Here is a 17,048-nt window from a genome sequence, read left to right as displayed (position 1 = left end):
CCAAGCTCCGACCATGGTGACCTTGTCCCTCGGGCTTAGTCCAGTTTGAAGTTCGTTCTGGCCCACGACGAGGACCAGAGCATGAAGCGCAGCCGCTTTTCGGAAGAGCAGATCATTGGGATTTTGAAGGAGCATGAGGCCGGCGTGTCGGTCGCCGACCTTTGCCGTAAGCACCGTTGAAGGACCTCTTGGGAAAGAAATCGTGACGCCCGCGGCCGAGCGGAAAGCTGTCGCGCATCTCGTGGGTTTCTACGGGATGAGCGAACGGCGGACGTGCAAAGCCATGGGCTGCTGCCGCATGACCATAAGATACCGGACCAGCCGGGCAGACGAAGCCGGCGTCCGCCGGCGCATGCGGGCGATCGCCCTGGAGCGTCGCCGCTTCGGCTATCGGCGCCTCCATGTTCTGCTCAAGCGGGAAGGCTATCTGATCAACCACATGGCCTAATCGCACGCGCGAGACTGAGGCAGAATGTTCTCCTCAGTGCGAAACGAGGAGCATGTGATGACCCTTTATGTTGGTTGGGACGTATTGCAAAAGGAAAACAGAGATTTGTGTCATCGACGGTGACAGTCGGCGCACTTGGCGGGGCAAATGCTCCTCGGAACGAAGTGCATCGCAATGGCGCTGCGCGAGCACGCTCCAGACGCAGTTCGGGTCGGCATGGAAACAGGGCCGTTGGCGATCTGGCTTTGGCATGGGCTCCGCGCTCTCGACGTTCCAATCGACTGCATCCACGCGCCCGATGTCGCGGCGGCGCTCTCGCTACAAGTTAACAAAACGGATGTGAACGATGCATTTGGGATCGCGCAAGTGGTGCGCTCCGGTTGGTACCGGCCCGTCGCCATCAAGAGCCTGCAGAGCTGTCGTATCCGAGCCCTGCTCTCAGCCAGAGGCGAACTCGTCGCGATTCGTACGACGCTTTACAATCAAATTCGTGGTCTGAAGACCTTCGGCGTGGTGCTCGCAGCCGGTAAGGGTGGAACGTTCGAGCGCGCAGTGCTTACGCGATGTCCGGCGGACCCCTTGATCCGAAGCGCCATTGACGCGCTGCTTGAGGCTTGGCGTGTTGCGGGAGAGCGCAGGCAGAGGCTCGATTCGCAACTTCTACGTCTTACGCGCTCCCATGAGGCCTGCCAGTGCATGATAACGATCCCCAGTGTAGGCGCGATTACTGCATTGACGTTCACGACGGCCATAGACGATCCTAACGCTTCTCCCGATCCACCGATGTCGGACCGTTTCTCGGCCTGACACCTCAGCGCTATCAATCCGGCGAGGTCGATATCTCTGCAGGTGACCGCATGAGCCGAAGACTTCTGTTCGAGGCGGCCAACGCGCTCATGACGCGCGTGCGCAAAGATAGTGCACTCCGCCGTTGGGGGCAGCAATTGATGGCTCGGATCGGGTCGCGAAAGGCGAAGCTCGCCGTGCGCGCAAACTCGCCATCATCCTGCATCGTATCTGGCTGGATGGCACGGAGTTCGCGGTTGCACCGGCTAGCTGAGCCTAGCTAGCTAAGCCAATATGATCTCTGTAGATCGCCCTGGACGGACGCTGGCTGGATTATCCCGTAACTTCTCGGGCGGCTTCAGACCGCGGGAATCACTTGGGGAGATCCACTTGCGAGGGCCATGATGAGGCGGCACATTCTTCCGACCTCGAAGACGACAAGGTCCGGTACCCAGGGCAGTTGACAGCGATTAGACGACAAGAAACCGTTCCGGCTCTACCGGGAAGAGAGGCTTGCGGTGCGCCGCCGTGGCCGGCGCAAGCGGGCGATCGGGACCCGGGCGCCGACGATGGTGCCGATGGCGCCGAACGGCCGCTGGTCGCTTGACTTCGTATCGGATCAGCTCACCGATGGCCGTCGATTCCGTATCCCCACCCTCGTCGATGATTGCACCCGCGAGACTGGTGGCCGACACCTCGCTCTCGGGAACTCGCGTAGCGCGGGAGCTAGACCGGCTGGTGATGGAACGCGGCAGGCCGAAGATGGTGGTCAGCGACAATGGCAGCGAGTTCACCAGCAACGCGATCCTAACGTGGGCCGATCAGAGCCGTGTTGCATGGCATTACATCGCGCCGGGCAAGCCCATGCAGAATGCCTTCATCGAGAGCTTTAAGTATAGACGGCCCCGCGGATGCAAGGGATTTCAGCAGCACTTTGGACACCTGTCGGGTACGTTCATGTATACGGCCTGTTTGTGCGACCGATGCCATGGCCGCTGGCCCTGATGGAGATCGCGGATCGAGGCCTCATCAACGGGTCGCGCTTGTTTCGCTTAAAGCTCTTCGGGCTTGCTCGATCCCCAGCTCCGTCGGTGTCCATCATGCTGTCATTTGCCCTCACACTATAACGTGGCCAACACACGCGACATTCAGGTCGCGAGCTTAGGCCGATACAATTCCCCGCTCGTCAACATCGCCCAGACGATCCGGGCCAACTTGGTGGCAACGGCGATGGCGGCGACCATCGGCCGACGCCGTTCAAGCAGGGCTTCGACCCAGGCGCCTCCAACCCGGGAGCGTGCCTTTGGGTCGTGATCTGAGGCCGGCAAACTGGACCATTTTTGGCTAGAGTTGCGCTGCGTGAATCCCCTCGGCTGGGAGGAGCGGACACCGATGAAGGCCTCGAAGTTTCGGACGCCCAGAGGGCGTTCATTCTGAAGCAGGGTAGCGACGCGGGCGCCGTGGCGGAGATCTGCCGCAAGCCGGGATCAGCCAGGCGACCTGTTTCAAGAAGAAAAAGTACGACGGACTGCTGCCGACCGAGATGCGCCGGTTGAAGCAGCTCGAGGACAATAACGCCAAGCTGAAGAAGCCGGTGGCGGACCTATCGCTCGACAAGGAGATGCTGCAGGACGTGATCCGCCGAAAGCTGTGAAGCCTGGTCGGAAGCGCAAGCTCGTCGACGAGCTTTGTGGTGAGTGGCAGGTGTCGATCCGCAAAGCCTGCGCGACCCTCGACTTCGATCGGTCGACCTACCACTACAAGTCTCGTCGCTCCGGCCAGGCGGCCTTGGAAAAACGGGTCAAGGAGATCTGCCATGTTCGCGTGCGCTACGGCTATCGCCGTGTCCACGTGCTCCTCCGCCGCGAAGGATGGCGTCACGGCCAGAACAAGGCCCGCCGCATCTATCGCGAATTGGGCCTGCAATTGCGCAACAAATCGCCCAAGCGCCGGGTCATGCGGATTCCGATCGATGTCGCCCAGCATTCCGAGATGATCTCGCCCAGCACTCCGATTTGAAGTTTTGAAGTCGCCCACCCGTTCCGAGATGATGTCGCCCACCATTCCGGGATGATGTCGCCCGGGGTATCGCAAAAGCGAACCCGGGGTGACGAGACCTCTTCTGGCTCCCATAGGGTCAACCTTTCGGCTTTGCGAAGGGGGACCCTGGATGCCGACGGAGAGGCTTGCGATGCGCCGTCGGCGCACGCCCGGTCGGGCCTGCAAATCACATGACGGAAAGGGGGCGGAAGGGTAGGTCCGGCGCACCGATTCGGAATCTCTTCAATTGGAGGCCGAGAGTCAGAGTGTCGCGCGGGCCGTGCCGTGACGGGTTACAGGCTGCGAGAGAGGCTCGCGGCGCCCGTCGCGGAGACTCGCGATGTCCAGACACGATCTTCAGGCGCGTACCGGTGAGGACCGGACAAACCTTTACGACGACATCACCAACAAGATCATCGGCGAGCTTGAGACCGGCCGCGCGCCTTGGGTGCAGCCCTGGGGCACGTCGGCATCAAGGGCATCCTTGGCCATGCCGAGAAGCGCCGCGACCGTCAGCACAGCGGCATCAACGTTCTGATCCTCTGGGGGCCACCACCGAACGCGCATTCACCGGTCAAAGCTCGCTTACCTTCCGCCAAGCACTCTCGCTCGGCGGCCACGTCCGCAGGCGCGAACGCGGGACCACCGTTGTCTATGCCGACCGCTTTGTGCGGGTCGACGAAAAGCGGCGCGCGAGCGAAACGGGCGACGAAGCGCAGGCCATTCCGTTCCTCAAGCGCTTCACGGTCTTTAATACCGATCAGCGCGACGGTTTGCCATGGGAGATCGCAACGACGGCGCCGCCTTCGCCGCCAGGCCTGATCGAGCCGCAGGTCGAATATCTGATCAGGGCGAGCGGGATCGACTTCCGTATTGGCGGCAACAGCCACGCTCCGAACAATGCTACGCTGTCTTTTGACCTGGCTCTCGCCAATCGCGGCCGGCTTACTTACAAAGCCGTGGCCGAGAGCCTCGGGCTGCCATCCTCCTCGATCGAACAGGCTGCGGCCTGATCCCAGAGGTCCTCGAGGGGACATTTCCTCCCGACTCGGCGGGCCACTCGTTGGGAGTGGCTCGTCCTTTTTTAAGCTGCGAACGTGTTGGTTCCGGAAAGGCCGCATGCCGTCCGCCGCTTGTTCCGTATTCAATTGATTCTCTAATGCTGGCGGTTTGAACGCCAAGAACGACTATGGCTTCCTGACGTGCTCGTGGGGGTCAATAATCCAATCCATGGCGTGAACGTCGTCGCTGGCTCGATGGGTGAGTTGGCGTCTCGAAGCATTTAAACGGCAATGCGCCCATTGGTGATGCCTGATACGGCCAAAGCGCCGATTAGGGCGATCTTTGCTTTTGCTCAAGCTTGCCTGTCGGGCGCCCCGCTTCGGTCAACTCGTCAACTCCGATCAGACCTTGGCCGCGCACCAATTCCTTCGCTGCGCGATCAGGCTCATCGTCGTTCCGGCGCACCGATCCGAACGGGCGCTCCAGCATGCGGCGGACCCGTATAGGCCCAGGGCCAACGTGGAAAGCCGCTGCCTGTCTATCTAGGGCGCGCTCCGACGTCGTCGAGCGGTTGCGCTGTCGCAGATAGTCCAACCATGTTGGACAGTGATAACGCTCAGTCCAGAGTTCGGGGTCGGCGATGTCGCGTGCAATGGACCAGCCATAGGCGCCGGTGCGCTGGCGGAATAGCTGCACGTCCTGCATTACATTGTGAAACGCCCGCGCATTCTCCCGCGATACGCGGTATTCAATCTCAACCACAAGCGGGCCGCTGCGCCCGGAAAGTTCGAGCCGAACTTCGGGATCGGCCAGCATTTCGGCTTCTTGCTGACGAGCGCTGATGCGTGGCATCGGCAGCCAGAGCCCCAAGACTGGTGTTACAAGCATAAAGCCAGCCGAAATAAGGAGGGTCGTCTGTACCCCCGCGACATCGGCTAAATAACCCCATGCCCAGCTGCCAATGGCAATTCCGCCCGATCCTGCCGCCTGGTAGGCCGCCAGCGATCGACCCGCGACCCAGCGCGGCGCCGCCAACTGCACCCCAATGTTAAATAGCGCCCACGCAATCATCCACACGGCGCCGGCAAGGAAAAGCGCAACCGCCGTCAACACTGGCTCGCTGCTCAGCGCTACTGCTGTAATCGCCCCGCCCATCGAAAGCGCGCAAGCGCGGATTGCCGCTTCGCCACCCATGCGCTTGCGCAGCTCGGTGATATTGAGTGCTCCGAGCACCGCGCCAAGACCAAAGGCACTAAGCATGGTGCCATACGTTTGGGCGCCACCATGCAGAAGGTCGCGAGCGACAAGGGGCATGAGCGCGATAATCCCGCCACCGATCACGCCCATCACCATGGAGCGAATCATCACGATCGTGATCGACGGCGAATTGATGATATAGCGCACGCCCGAAACGATGGCGCGGCTAAGCCTCTCGGGCGGCAAACGACTCGGCACAGAGGTGCGCTTCCAGAGGAACAGCGCGAGGATCAGCGGAAGATAAAGCAAGGCATTAAACGCGAATGCAGCGACCGCACCCGCGGTTGCAACCACGATGCCGCCTATGGCGGGCCCAACGCTTCTCGCAATGTTGTAGCTGATGCTGTTCAGTGCCACTGCCGCTGGAAGCGTCTCGAAGGGCACTTGCTCGCTGACCGAGGATTGCCAGGCCGGATCCATCAGGGCCATGCCGGTGCCAACCACAAAGCACAATGCTAGCAACAAATTTGGCGTGATCAAGTCGAGCCAAGCGAGTGCCGTCAGTGCGGCCGCGCCGGCGAGAGCGATACTGACCGAGACCAGCGCAACGATACGCCGGTCGTGCATGTCGGCGATCGCCCCAGCGGGCATAGAGATCAGCATGACTGGCAGCATCAGAGCAGTCTGCACGAGCGCGACCTTGTCGGCAGACGATGTCATCTGTGTCATTGCCCAAGCAGCGCCGACACTCCGAATGAGAGCGCCGAGATTGGCAAGCACGCTCGCTATCCAGATGCGACGGAAGGTGAGAAGCCGGAGTGGTGCGATGATGCCATCGGCGCGTAACCTCTTCGGCTTGGACGACATGATCATCTTGTTCCCTACCTCGCATCCGATGATTGGATTCCCGCGGCCGGTGCCGGCCTAAAGCACGTCGCCCTCGGGAAGCGGCCATACGCTTTCTCCGCTCGGCACAGCTCGAGCACGAAGACCTTGCAGCAATGGTCAACGCCGGGAAAATGCCATCGAACATGATCCTGTTCGCCTCGGACGCGAAAAAACATCGCCCGTAATGCGAGAGCAACCTGCGACAGATCGGCGAGGTGGATCGGATGCGACTCGCGATCAGTAAGCTGGCTTACCGCCCTCGCGGCATATTCGAGTCGCGGCGATCCCAACATCGACATTGATGTTGTTCGTCGTGAGCAGGGGAAATCGGCGTAGCAGCCATGGTACGCCGGAGCAAGTAGAGCTACTTCATCGAGTGAACCGCAGAGGAACTTCTGCCTAGTTCTTGTATTTTGCATCGTCCCGTCAGACTGGATGGCTCACGCGATTGATCGACGAGCCACTTGGTCGAGTCGGCTGCTTTGAAAAGCATCCGAAAGGAAGCCGGTCAGAAAGCATGCCAGCAAGCAGGGTAGATTAGAGCAATAGGCCGCTTGTTTTTGGCGTTCTAGGCAAATGCGCGATGAAAAACCGCACTGAAGATTTAGCTCGAGGGAGGAACGCCACAGTCACTCCTCGGACGGAGACTCAATCGGAATGGCAAAACCTGTCTTAACACGATCCATTATGACCATCGTTTTGAAGCCTTTGATATCCGAGTTCTCGTAGAAGAAGCGACGCGTGAACTGCTCGTAGTCCTCCATGGTCCGGGCGGTAATGTAGAGAACGAAATCGGCGTCACCGGTGACGTAAAAGCCGTTGACGACCTCAGCCGAGGATTTGATGGCTTTCTTGAACTTGTCGATGATGTCTGAACGCTCTCGTTCGAGGCTCACAAGCACAAGCATCTGGATGGGCCTCCCTACGGCCCTCGCGGAAACAATAGAAACATCGGCTTCAATTATTCCGTCCGAGCGGAGGCGCTTCAACCGGCGCTGACATGCCGTAGCAGAAAGCCCAGCCATTTCACCAATGACCTCGGAAGTCAGCCGGTTGTTTTTCTGTACGATCTCCAGGATGCGGGCATCTATCCGGTCGTATTGCATGATTGAACTCCAGCCTCTAGGTGCATTCCGTCGCGAATTGCGGGTGTGTTGCAGGAAATCGTGCGAGCTAGTGGGAAATGCGACGCAAATCTCTATGCACTATCAGTATCCTGATTGCATGGCCAATTTCAACAAAATGACCGTGTGGGACCCCCAATGACGTTTGAAGGTACCCGGCACAAACGTCCGCACTCGATCGGTCTGGCTAGAAGGTATCTGCAAAGCCTGCGCCGTCGTGATTTTCTGTCTGGAGCGGCGTTCGTCGACGGGCAGTGGGTGTCCTGCGACGAGCGGGACCAAGTGATCGATCCGGCCACGGGCGAGGAGATCGCGGATGTTGCTCGTTGTGGGCTCCCAGAGATGAAGCTGGCAATAGCTGCGGCCGAGCGGTCTTTTCCTATGTGGCGGGAATTACTGCCCGCAAGGAGAGGTGCGCTTCTCCAAAGCTGGGCCTCGTTGATGCTCGACCACGAGGAGGAACTTGCGATAATAGTAACGAGCGAGCAAGGTAAGCCGCTTGCTGAGGCGCGTCAGGAGATCGCATACGGTGCTGGCTTTCTTGAGTGGTTCGCAGCAGAGGGAGAACGGGCGTATGGTGAAACGATCCCAAGCCATAAGCCTGGAAGCCTGCTTCACGTACGAATGCAGCCAGCAGGTGTCGCGGCGGCGATAACCCCGTGGAATTTTCCTGTAGCGATGATTACACGGAAGGCGGGTGCCGCCCTAGCCGCGGGATGTCCAATCATTGTGAAGCCTGCTGCCGAGACGCCGTTATCCGCGCTCGCGCTGGCCAGGCTGGCCGAGCAAGCTGGGCTTCCGCGGGGTGTGTTTCAGGTGCTCGTCGGCAACCCGACCGAACTTTCGAAGCCCCTGCTGAGCGACACGAGAATACGGGCGCTTTCGTTTACGGGTTCTACGGAAGTGGGCCGTTTGCTTCTTGAGGGGGCAGCCGAGAGCGTCAAGAAAGTGTCGCTAGAGCTGGGCGGCCATGCTCCCTTTCTTGTGTTTGACGACGCCGATCTTGAGAAGGTCGTCAAGGGTGCGATGGCAGCAAAATTTGCTACGTCTGGTCAGGACTGTTTGGCTGCTAACCGCATCTACGTGCAAAGAAGCATTTATGGCGCCTTCGTTGAACAGTTTGCCGCCGGGATAGCCCAGCTCAGAATGGGCCATGGTCTGGAGCCTACAACAGATATCGGGCCAATGACCAAGTTGTCAGTCGCCGAGAAGTGCAGGTCACACATTGACGATGCGGTGAAGAAGGGTGCGCGTGTTGTCTCGCCGCAGCAGGGCGCGAGCTTAGGTCCCAATTTTATTCGTCCGACCTTACTTAGCGAAGTCACTGAAAACATGCTTATCGCTCGCGAGGAAACATTCGGGCCGGTGGCAGCGGTGCTTCCTTTCGACTCCGAAGAAGAGGTTATCGCTCGGGCAAACGCTAGCGAAATGGGGCTCGCTGGCTACGTCTACACGGACAATCTACGTCGAGCGATGCGACTGTCAGAGCGGATCGAGTGCGGCATGCTCGGTATCAATACAGCTTCATTTACTGGGTCACCCATTCCGTTCGGGGGATGGAAACAGTCCGGGCTGGGTCGCGAAGGGTCGCGACACGGATTGTCCGAATTTATGGAACTGAAATACGTCTGCTTCGGCGACCTGACGGCATAGGAGAGTGACATGATGGACATCAAGACCGTTGCTGAACGGGATCGCTCAAGTGTTTTGCATCCTTTCACCCAGCTCAAGGACTTCGCCACCGGTAAGATTGGTGACCCGACGATCGTCACTGGCGGAAAGGGGATTCATATCAAGGACGCAGAGGGGCGCAGTTATATCGACGGCTTCGCTGGCCTTTACTGTGTAAACATCGGCTACGGTCGCACCGAAGTGGCCGAAGCCATTGCGCGCCAAGCCTACAGCTTGGCGTACTATCACACTTACGCAGCGCACACGACCGAAGAGCTGGCTACGCTGTCGGACCGACTTGTGCGCATGGCGCCTGGCAAGGCAAGCAAAGTGTTCTTCGGGCTCTCGGGATCGGATGCCAACGAGACACAAGCAAAGCTCGTCTGGTACTACAATAATCTGCGCGGCCAGCCAAAGAAGAAGAAGATCATTTCACGCGAGCGCGGGTATCATGGTTGCTCGGTGATCTCCGGATCAATGACCGGTATGTCATTCTATCACGATTACATGGACCTGCCTTTCCCGGGCGTTCTCCATACCGGCACGCCGCATCACTATTGGGGCGCCGAACCGGGCGAGACGGAAGAGGACTTTTCTCGCCGGCGAGCGGCGGAGCTCGAACAGCTAATCGTGCGAGAGGGTCCAGAAACGGTTGGTGCTTTCATTGCTGAGCCGGTGCTCGGCACAGGTGGTATCACACCGCCGCCTGCGGGCTACTGGCGTGAAATCCAGGCGGTGCTAAGGCGGTACGACGTCCTCTTGATTGCGGATGAGGTCATCTGTGGTTTTGGCCGAACTGGCGCGGACTTCGGGAGCACGCTGTACGGGATCGAACCAGATCTTGTCACAGTCGCCAAAGGGCTAACATCCGGGTACATGCCGCTCTCGGGAGCCATCGTCGGCGAGAAAGTTTACAAGGTCATGGAGGAAGCTGCCGATCGCGTCGGAGCGTTCTCACATGGCTATACTTACTCCGGTCATCCAATCGCGGCAGCAGCCGCCAATGCGGTGCTCGACATCGTCGAGAAGGAGCGACTAGGCGATCGCGCCCGAACCGTCGGCGCTCACTTTCAAAAGCGCCTTAAGGAGCGCTTTGCACAATTGGAAATCGTCGGAGAAGTTCGAGGCGTGGGCCTGCTAGGCGCAATCGAGTATGTTGCCGATCGCCAGACGAAGCGGCGATTCGATCCGGAGCTGAAGGTCGGTGCCCGCATCTCAAAGGCTGCCCGCGATCGGGGACTTATTGCGCGAGCGATGCCGCATGGAGACATTCTTGGCTTTGCACCACCTCTTGTTGTTTCCGAGGCGGAGATCGACGAAATCGTTGACGTGGCCTATCAAGCAACCAAACAGGTGATGGACGAACTGGCAAATAAGCAGAGAGTGTCGTGAGCGCGGAAGTTTTTCCTGCTGGTCGCTGATCCACGATCAACAACAGTGGCCCTGGGACGCGATAGGGAACACGGCGTTTGATCCTGTAGGATGCCGGCGCCGCGTTTGATATAAGCAGCCTTCTGACGTATTGAGTAAAGCTGCGGATCCGCCAACTATGGGTGAATGATTCAATCAGATGAAGAGACATGAGCTATGCCACGTCCACTTCCGAAGAGCCCTATGGATATCTGGCGCGCTACTCCAGAAACGCTAAATGCCGTTCAGAGGGCCAAGCTCTTTGGTTGGTGGGACTGTCCCCTTGAAGGGGCCGCCACGGATGGAGCGGAGATGGATAGCACTGACCGGGCATACTGGTTCTACAAGAGCGGGAACCCAATTGCGCGGACTTCGGAGAGTGTCTCCGACGAGCTGTTCCTCAATGACAAGTCCATCGTGAAATTGCCGGCTCAATTTAAAAAACGTGAATCCGTTACCATCAGCGCGGTCGGCGACCTAATTCAGGCCAACGGCCTGGAGCACTCTAAGGACCTACTGTTCGACGGAATCGCGGACATCGTCTTTGAGGCAGACATATCCTTCGCCAATTATGAATCTGTCGTGGCAGAAGAAAGCGTGGTTAAGGAGGCCATAGGGGACGGCCGCTCTTCGATGATGTGTTGCTCATTCGACCAATATTCGGCACTGACTCAGCATGAGGGCAAGCAATTTACGGTGCTTAACCTAGCGAACAATCATTCGCTCGACTTGGGCGTTGATGCTCTCGAGACCACCCAAACTCTCTGCTCCCGCAACGGGATCCTCGACATCGGCGTTCCTCGATCTGCCGAGGAGTACGGCAAAGGTCGGTTACTTACCAAGAATGGAGTCAAAGTTGGGTTCGTTTCGTCCACTTTTGGTCTTAATGGACGGCAGCTGCCGAATGGAAACAGTTATGGAGTCCATACTTCAAAGCTTATGTCTAAGCATGTGGCGACCGACTTGGAGCTGCTCAAGTCACAGATCAGGGATTGCAAGAACAACGGCTGCGATTTCATCATCGCATCGGTCCACTGGGGTTTTGAATTTGAATTTTTCCCGCGGCATCGACAGATTGAGGCGGCACATGCGTTGGTGGAGGACGGCGTCGATTTAGTTCTGGGGCATCATCCTCACGTGATTCAGCCAATCGAGTATTATAGAACGAAAAGAGACTCAAACCGAGTTGCAGTTATCGCTTACTCCTTGGGGAGCTTGACGTGGGATTGGTATACGGCGCCTCATCTGATTCTAAGCATGGTCCTGAATCTAGATTTGGCGAAAGGCGATATTGATGGCGCAAGCCGTACTTACATCGAGAATGTAACGCCTACACCTGTGTTCCGAAACATCTTCTTTCGGAGAGAAAAGACGTTGATGCGCATCGAAAAGCTGCGAGAGCACCTAGTCAGCGACAATAACGGGATGTCTCACATTAAGCAAATGGAGCAGTACGTCGATTTGGTTTCCGGCCATGCGTGCCGATCTGCCTGACCTCTTTCTCGTCAAGAATGCCGCAGCACGCTGGGGCTGTTAATCGGCCAAACAACTCGCAGCAATGCCGATTGCCGCTGCGGCAGGCCTCGATCTGGCCAAAATTGTTGGTTTGCGCCGGTCGCTGCTAGGCAGGGGTGAGCGTTGAGGTGCAGCGACCGCGTTCGTGGAAGTCGCTATGATGTCAATCTGCCGTCAGCCGCCAACGACTTTGCCGTCAATGGCAAGGAACCTACAAGACTGCTGGGACGGTAGATAAGCCCGCGGTTCTGAGCTGTTTTCTAGTAATGACCCTGCGGCCAAAGAGAGCCACGGACCGGAGATACGAAAGCCATGATCGTCCGCAACAATTCCCACGTCGATCACCTCTCGCTGTTTTTAGCTGGACAGCATCCTCAGTTCATAAAGGTATTCGAGGCAGTAAATGCCCTGCCGATAGACGACACGCATTGTCACCTGATCACCGACCGGGATGCCCAAACAACTCCGCAGCGCTACATAGAGCGCATATCCTTGGCTGGTTATCCAATCGCAAATTACTTTCCACAGGGCGTATATGACCGCTGGCTAAATGGCGACGAGGCAACGAGGCACGACCTCAACAAGACATTTGATATTCAGAGCAAGGTCACTGGTATCACTCGCGATATCGCGGAAAGCGTATTTATGAAGTTCCTTGTTAAGGAGCTTTCGCAATTTTTGAGCTGCGAACCAAGACTTGAAGCGGTCATTGAGGCCAGGAATGAACGCGGAAAGAATTACTGGGCTTACGTCAACAGCCTCTTCCGAGACGTAAATTACGAAAATATTATGCTGGACACAGGATATGCTGAAGGTTGTGGAGCGGCAGAGATATCGCGGTTTGAAGACGCCATATTGCCTTGCCGTACCAACCGGCTCGCCCGAATCGAGATGATCCAAAGAGAGCTCTTTCCTCTCGACATTACGTTCGAAGAGTACGAACAGCGCTTTGTAACTCGGATGATGGAAATGCTCGACGGAGAGAGGGAAGGAAACTATGGGAAGAAATCCTATGGAATGAAGTCCTATCTTCTTCCATTTATCGGCCTTATCAGGCCGCTTTACGATCGCGAAGTGGCTCGGAATTCATGGAAGAGCCTTAGAGAATCGTTTCATAAAATCCCGCCCAGAGATCGAGAGGCTCATTACAATATATCGAAAGACCTCCGCCGTTACAATTTCACGTTGGCTTTGGAGGAATGCCTGAAGCGGGACATTCCGATGCAGATCCATACCGGCGATGGTGAGGCGCCATCAGTCATACTTCGAAATCAAGATCCCTTCTTTCTTGAGGAAGTTTGCCGCTTCGACCGCGACGATGTAATGCGCATGCCGAAAATAATTCCTCTACATGCGGGGTATCCATCAGTAGGAAAGGCTGCTTGGCTCAGTCATCTATATCCAAACTGCTATTTTGAATTGTCGATTATGACGCCGTTTGTGCACCAGAGTTTGTTCCAGCGATACATGCAGGTACTAGAAGTCGTTCCTGTTTCCAAAATAATGTTCGCAAGCGACGCTTATCATATTCCTGAGCTTTATTGGCTCTCTGGACGGTGGGGTAAGCGATATTTGGCACAAGCGCTCACTGAACATGTCGTCGGCGGAAGTCTTAGCCGTGATGAGGCAATCGAGGCCGCCAAGAAGATACTTTATCAAAATAACAGGTCGCTTTATAAGCTCGATTGACGAACGACGCTGTCCTCATCCTTTAGGGACCGCAACCTACGTATCCCAATGTGACCGCTGCGTGCGGAGCACAGCGATATGCGCGGGGCGATATCCAATCGCACCACCCCGAAGTCGCCGTCTGCCGGCTGCTGGGGTGTACGTACCAACGAAGCGAGTTGCCGGCCCGACTTGGGGGGGGGGCGTGTCCCCGGTGGTGGTGTAGCTCGGTAGAGCAAAGCCGCCCGGACGCGCGCCTCAACTAGCGCCGTAGCGGGCGGGCGGCTTTGCGGTGGTCACCGGAAGTTCTCCGGTAGGATCGGGTTGCGACACGCCAACGCAACCGAGGAACCACCCATGACCGACGACATGATGAACCTGCGCACGCTCGTGGAGAAGACCCGTGATGCCGATCTCTTGCGCGAGATGATCGGCTTTGCCGCCCAACGCGTGATGGAACGTAAGCGGTACGAGAGGGCCACGGACTTGGCCCGGACGGCCTACGCGCCACGCTTGAAGCGCATAGGCATCCAGAACTGCCGCAAGGCTTCGACGGTTGCTGGAATTGACCTGCCCCTGAATTTTCATCCAGCGGCAGTTAGAGTCTCGGGGTTTTGTACGCCAAGTGGCGCGGGTGGAGCAACGGACGATCGGCGGAGCTGGTCGGGGTTGCGCAGCCGATCGTCCGTTGCGGTGAGGTGGGCGGCGTAGGCTGCCGGGGTGAGGTAGTTCAGCGACGAGTGAGGACGCTGGAGATTGTAGTCGGCGACCCAATTGGCGATCTTGGCGCGGGCGTCATCGAGATCAAAAAACAGGGTCTCGTTGAGCAACTCGTCGCGCATCCGGCCATTGAAACTCTCGGCGAAGCCGTTCTGCATCGGCTTTCCCGGTGCGATGAAGTGCCAATCGATGGCTGCGTCCTTGCACCAAGAGAGCATGGCGTTGCAGGTGAACTCGGTGCCATGGTCGGACACGATCATTCCTGGCTTGCCGCGTCGCTCGACGATTGCCGTCAGTTCGCGGGCCACGCGCCGACCCGAGATCGACGTCTCCGGAATCGCGCCCAGGCATTCCTTGGTGACGTCGTCGACGATGTTGAGGATACGAAAGCGTCGGCCATTGGCGAACTGGTCGTGGACGAAGTCCAGCGACCAGCGCGCGTTCGGCCTCGCCTCGACCAGGATCGGGGCACGGGTCCCCACGGCCTTGCGGCGAGCCCGCCGCTTGCGGACGGTGAGCCCTTCCTCGCGATAAAGCCGGTAGATCCGGTTGATCCCCGATGGCTCGCCCTCCCGCCGCAGCAGGACGAACAGCCGGCGGTAGCCAAAACGTCGCCGCTCGCTGGCGAGATCGCGCAATCGGCCACGCAGAACTGCGTCCGGCGGGCGGCTGGAGCGATAGCGGATCATCTTCCGATCCGCCCCGATGATCGAGCAGGCCCGCCGTTCCGACAGGCTCATGACGGCCTGCAGATGCGCGACCGCAGCGCGCTTGGCGGCGGGCCCTACCATTTTTTTGAAAGCAGCTCGCGAAGGGCGGCCGCGTCGAGCATCTGCTCGGCCAGAAGCTTCTTCAGCTTCGCGTTCTCCTCCTCCAGGGCCCTCAGCCGCTTCGCCTCGGAAACGTCCATGCCGCCGAATCTGGCCTTCCAATTGTAGATCGTCGCCTCGGAAACACCGTGCTTGCGAGCCAGGTCGGCTGTCTTCGCCCCGGCCTCATGCTCCTTCAACAGCGCGATAATCTGCTCTTCCGTGAACCTTGCTCGCTTCATCTGTCCGTCCCTCTTCGGGCCGGACTCTAACTCCTTCTGGAGGAAATACGCAGTGGCAGGTCAACGAGCCCCTCGCTCGGCGCGCAGCATCGCGTGCAGCATCACATCCATCCGAGCTAACCTAAAGCGAGATGGCATTAGGTTCGACAGCCTGAACTTTTCAGGTAGTTGGCGCATTCCGCGGTGGTGAAGGCATCGAGTGCGTGGCCGACTGAGCCGTAGATCGTGACCTTGCCCCGCCAGCAGCTTGCCCGCTTCCAGGCTTCAAACCGACGACAGCCGACCATCCTACGTACGATGGCGCCGTTCTTCTGCTCGACAAGCGCCTGGTCGCTTTTCCGGTAGAGCCGGCAAAGCGTGAAGGCGATGTTGGCGTTATCGCAGTAGGCTTTCAGCTCTCATTCATGAACACCGTATCATTGTCCGTGTCGAGGCCGACCAGCGCAAAGGGCAATTGTCTACGCAAATCCGTCAACACCGTGCTCAACAGCACTTGCTCGCGCGCACGATCAGAGGAGCGCACCCGTCCAGCCGGTAGCAACGTCGGTTATCGCAAGGGTCTGGATGAAGCTGCCGCGCGTCGATGGACCGCTATGCGGTACAAAGTCAGCTTCGAGGAACCCGGCGCCGGATCGGTATCGCTCCGGCGAAGACCGCCTTGCGCGGTTTGATGGAGGATGAAGACATAGGCGTATGACTGACCATATGCCTATGCCGAAGGTTTCCCGACTTGAAGTCGTTTCGACGGGCGCACGGCGCCGTTGGACATTGGAAGAAAAGCAGCGGATCGTCACCGAGAGCTATGGCGGGTCGCGTCTGGTGTCGGTGACTGCGCGTCGTAACGGGCTGTCGACAAGCCAATTGTTCACGTGGCGCCGGTTGGCGCGCGAAGGCAAGTTGAGCGGCGATGCTGCGCCGGTGCTTATTCCGGTTGAGATCACGTCTGCGGCGGCTCCGATCTCGAGTGGCGCGCCACAACCGGTGTCTTCACCGCCTGCGCACCGTGCAAGGGCCGGTATTATCGAGATCGAGCTTGGCGGCTGTCGTGTTCGCGTTGACCGCGACGTCGATGTTGAGGCGCTGCAGCGGGTTCTTGAGATTCTGAGACGGCGATGATCCCGATCCCGAGCAACGTCAGGGTCTGGATCGCCACCCGCCACACCGACATGCGCCGCGGAATGCAAAGCCTGGCGCTTGCGGTTCAGGAGAGCCTGAAGCGCGATCCTCATGCTGGCGATCTCTACATCTTCCGGGGTCGCCGCGGCGATTTGGTCAAGATCCTCTGGCATGACGGGCTTGGCATGTCGCTCTACGCCAAGCGCCTGGATCGGGGCAAGTTCATCTGGCCGTCGGCGTCCGACGGCGCGGTATCAATCTCGGCGGCGCAGATGGCCTACATGCTGGAAGGGATCGACTGGCGGAATCCGCAATTGAGCTGGCGGCCGCAAAGCGCGGGCTATGCGTAGAATCCGCAGCTTTTTGCATTTTGGGGAGTCCCATCGCGTCCAATCTGTGATTCACTGCGTCT

Annotated in this window: 11 protein-coding genes and 6 pseudogenes; 12 read left to right on the top strand and 5 right to left on the bottom strand. The window is 58.4% G+C overall.

The annotated features are described in order from the left end of the window. Positions 1-81: 81 nt before the first annotated feature. The 6 genes and pseudogenes from N2602_RS33410 to N2602_RS33390 form a co-directional block, all read left to right on the top strand. Positions 82-424 (top strand): annotated as a pseudogene (locus N2602_RS33410) (transposase); the annotation flags it as partial. A gap of 171 nt (positions 425-595) precedes the next feature. Beyond that, a complete protein-coding gene (locus N2602_RS33405; protein WP_260380779.1) occupies positions 596-1,255 on the top strand; it encodes a transposase in 660 nt (219 codons plus the stop codon). Then, positions 1,252-1,518 (top strand): hypothetical protein, encoded by a 267-nt coding sequence (locus N2602_RS39090; RefSeq protein WP_409241938.1) that lies wholly within the window; start codon positions 1,252-1,254, stop codon positions 1,516-1,518. Before N2602_RS33405 ends, N2602_RS39090 begins: the two co-directional genes overlap by 4 nt. 195 nt (positions 1,519-1,713) lie before the next feature. Continuing rightward, positions 1,714-2,134: pseudogene (locus N2602_RS33400) on the top strand (DDE-type integrase/transposase/recombinase); the annotation flags it as partial. Positions 2,135-2,626: 492 nt separating this feature from the next. Next, a pseudogene (locus N2602_RS33395) lies at positions 2,627-3,190 on the top strand (transposase); the annotation flags it as partial. Between the two features lie 424 nt (positions 3,191-3,614). Continuing rightward, a pseudogene (locus N2602_RS33390) lies at positions 3,615-4,158 on the top strand (ArdC-like ssDNA-binding domain-containing protein); the annotation flags it as partial. A gap of 448 nt (positions 4,159-4,606) precedes the next feature. Here the strand turns inward: N2602_RS33390 and N2602_RS33385 are convergent. Further along, a complete protein-coding gene (locus N2602_RS33385; RefSeq protein WP_409241865.1) occupies positions 4,607-6,346 on the bottom strand; it encodes an MFS transporter in 1,740 nt (579 codons plus the stop codon). Positions 6,347-6,990: 644 nt separating this feature from the next. Beyond that, positions 6,991-7,467 (bottom strand): Lrp/AsnC family transcriptional regulator, encoded by a 477-nt coding sequence (locus tag N2602_RS33380; RefSeq protein WP_057750689.1) that lies wholly within the window; start codon positions 7,465-7,467, stop codon positions 6,991-6,993. Positions 7,468-7,623: 156 nt separating this feature from the next. Between N2602_RS33380 and N2602_RS33375 the strand changes: the two genes are divergently transcribed. The 4 genes from N2602_RS33375 (at position 7,624) to N2602_RS33360 (ending at position 13,770) form a co-directional block, all read left to right on the top strand. Next, complete coding sequence (locus tag N2602_RS33375; protein WP_260380778.1) at positions 7,624-9,138, top strand: NAD-dependent succinate-semialdehyde dehydrogenase; 1,515 nt, start codon at positions 7,624-7,626, stop codon at positions 9,136-9,138. Between the two features lie 9 nt (positions 9,139-9,147). Further along, entirely contained in the window at positions 9,148-10,548 is a 1,401-nt protein-coding gene (locus tag N2602_RS33370; protein WP_247355073.1) for an aminotransferase, read from the top strand. Positions 10,549-10,770: 222 nt separating this feature from the next. Further along, complete coding sequence (locus tag N2602_RS33365) at positions 10,771-12,060, top strand: CapA family protein (RefSeq protein ID WP_260380777.1); 1,290 nt, start codon at positions 10,771-10,773, stop codon at positions 12,058-12,060. 333 nt (positions 12,061-12,393) lie between these two features. Continuing rightward, on the top strand, positions 12,394-13,770 hold the full coding sequence (locus N2602_RS33360; protein WP_247355071.1) for an amidohydrolase family protein: 1,377 nt from the start codon (positions 12,394-12,396) through the stop codon (positions 13,768-13,770). A gap of 563 nt (positions 13,771-14,333) precedes the next feature. On the opposite strand, the gene N2602_RS33355 is transcribed toward N2602_RS33360, so the two are convergent. The 3 genes and pseudogenes from N2602_RS33355 to N2602_RS33345 form a co-directional block, all read right to left on the bottom strand. Further along, complete coding sequence (locus tag N2602_RS33355) at positions 14,334-15,401, bottom strand: IS3 family transposase (RefSeq protein ID WP_260380731.1); 1,068 nt, start codon at positions 15,399-15,401, stop codon at positions 14,334-14,336. Beyond that, positions 15,368-15,520: pseudogene (locus tag N2602_RS33350) on the bottom strand (transposase); the annotation flags it as partial. The pseudogene N2602_RS33350 and the gene N2602_RS33355, both read right to left, overlap by 34 nt. Before the next feature lie 213 nt (positions 15,521-15,733). Continuing rightward, positions 15,734-16,143, bottom strand: a pseudogene (locus N2602_RS33345) (ISNCY family transposase); the annotation flags it as partial. A gap of 70 nt (positions 16,144-16,213) precedes the next feature. Here N2602_RS33345 and tnpA point away from each other — a divergent pair. Both tnpA and tnpB read left to right on the top strand, forming a co-directional pair. Continuing rightward, a complete protein-coding gene (gene tnpA, locus N2602_RS33340; protein ID WP_260380776.1) occupies positions 16,214-16,636 on the top strand; it encodes an IS66-like element accessory protein TnpA in 423 nt (140 codons plus the stop codon). Next, the gene (gene tnpB, locus N2602_RS33335; RefSeq protein ID WP_260380775.1) at positions 16,633-16,986 is read left to right on the top strand and encodes an IS66 family insertion sequence element accessory protein TnpB; all 354 of its coding nucleotides are present in this window, start codon (positions 16,633-16,635) and stop codon (positions 16,984-16,986) included. Before tnpA ends, tnpB begins: the two co-directional genes overlap by 4 nt. Positions 16,987-17,048 lie beyond the last annotated feature (62 nt).

It is taken from the genome of Bradyrhizobium sp. NC92 (assembly GCF_025200865.1).
GTDB lineage: Bacteria > Pseudomonadota > Alphaproteobacteria > Rhizobiales > Xanthobacteraceae > Bradyrhizobium.
Note: the sequence above shows the minus strand (reverse complement) of the source record. Positions and strands in the feature narration are given on the sequence as shown.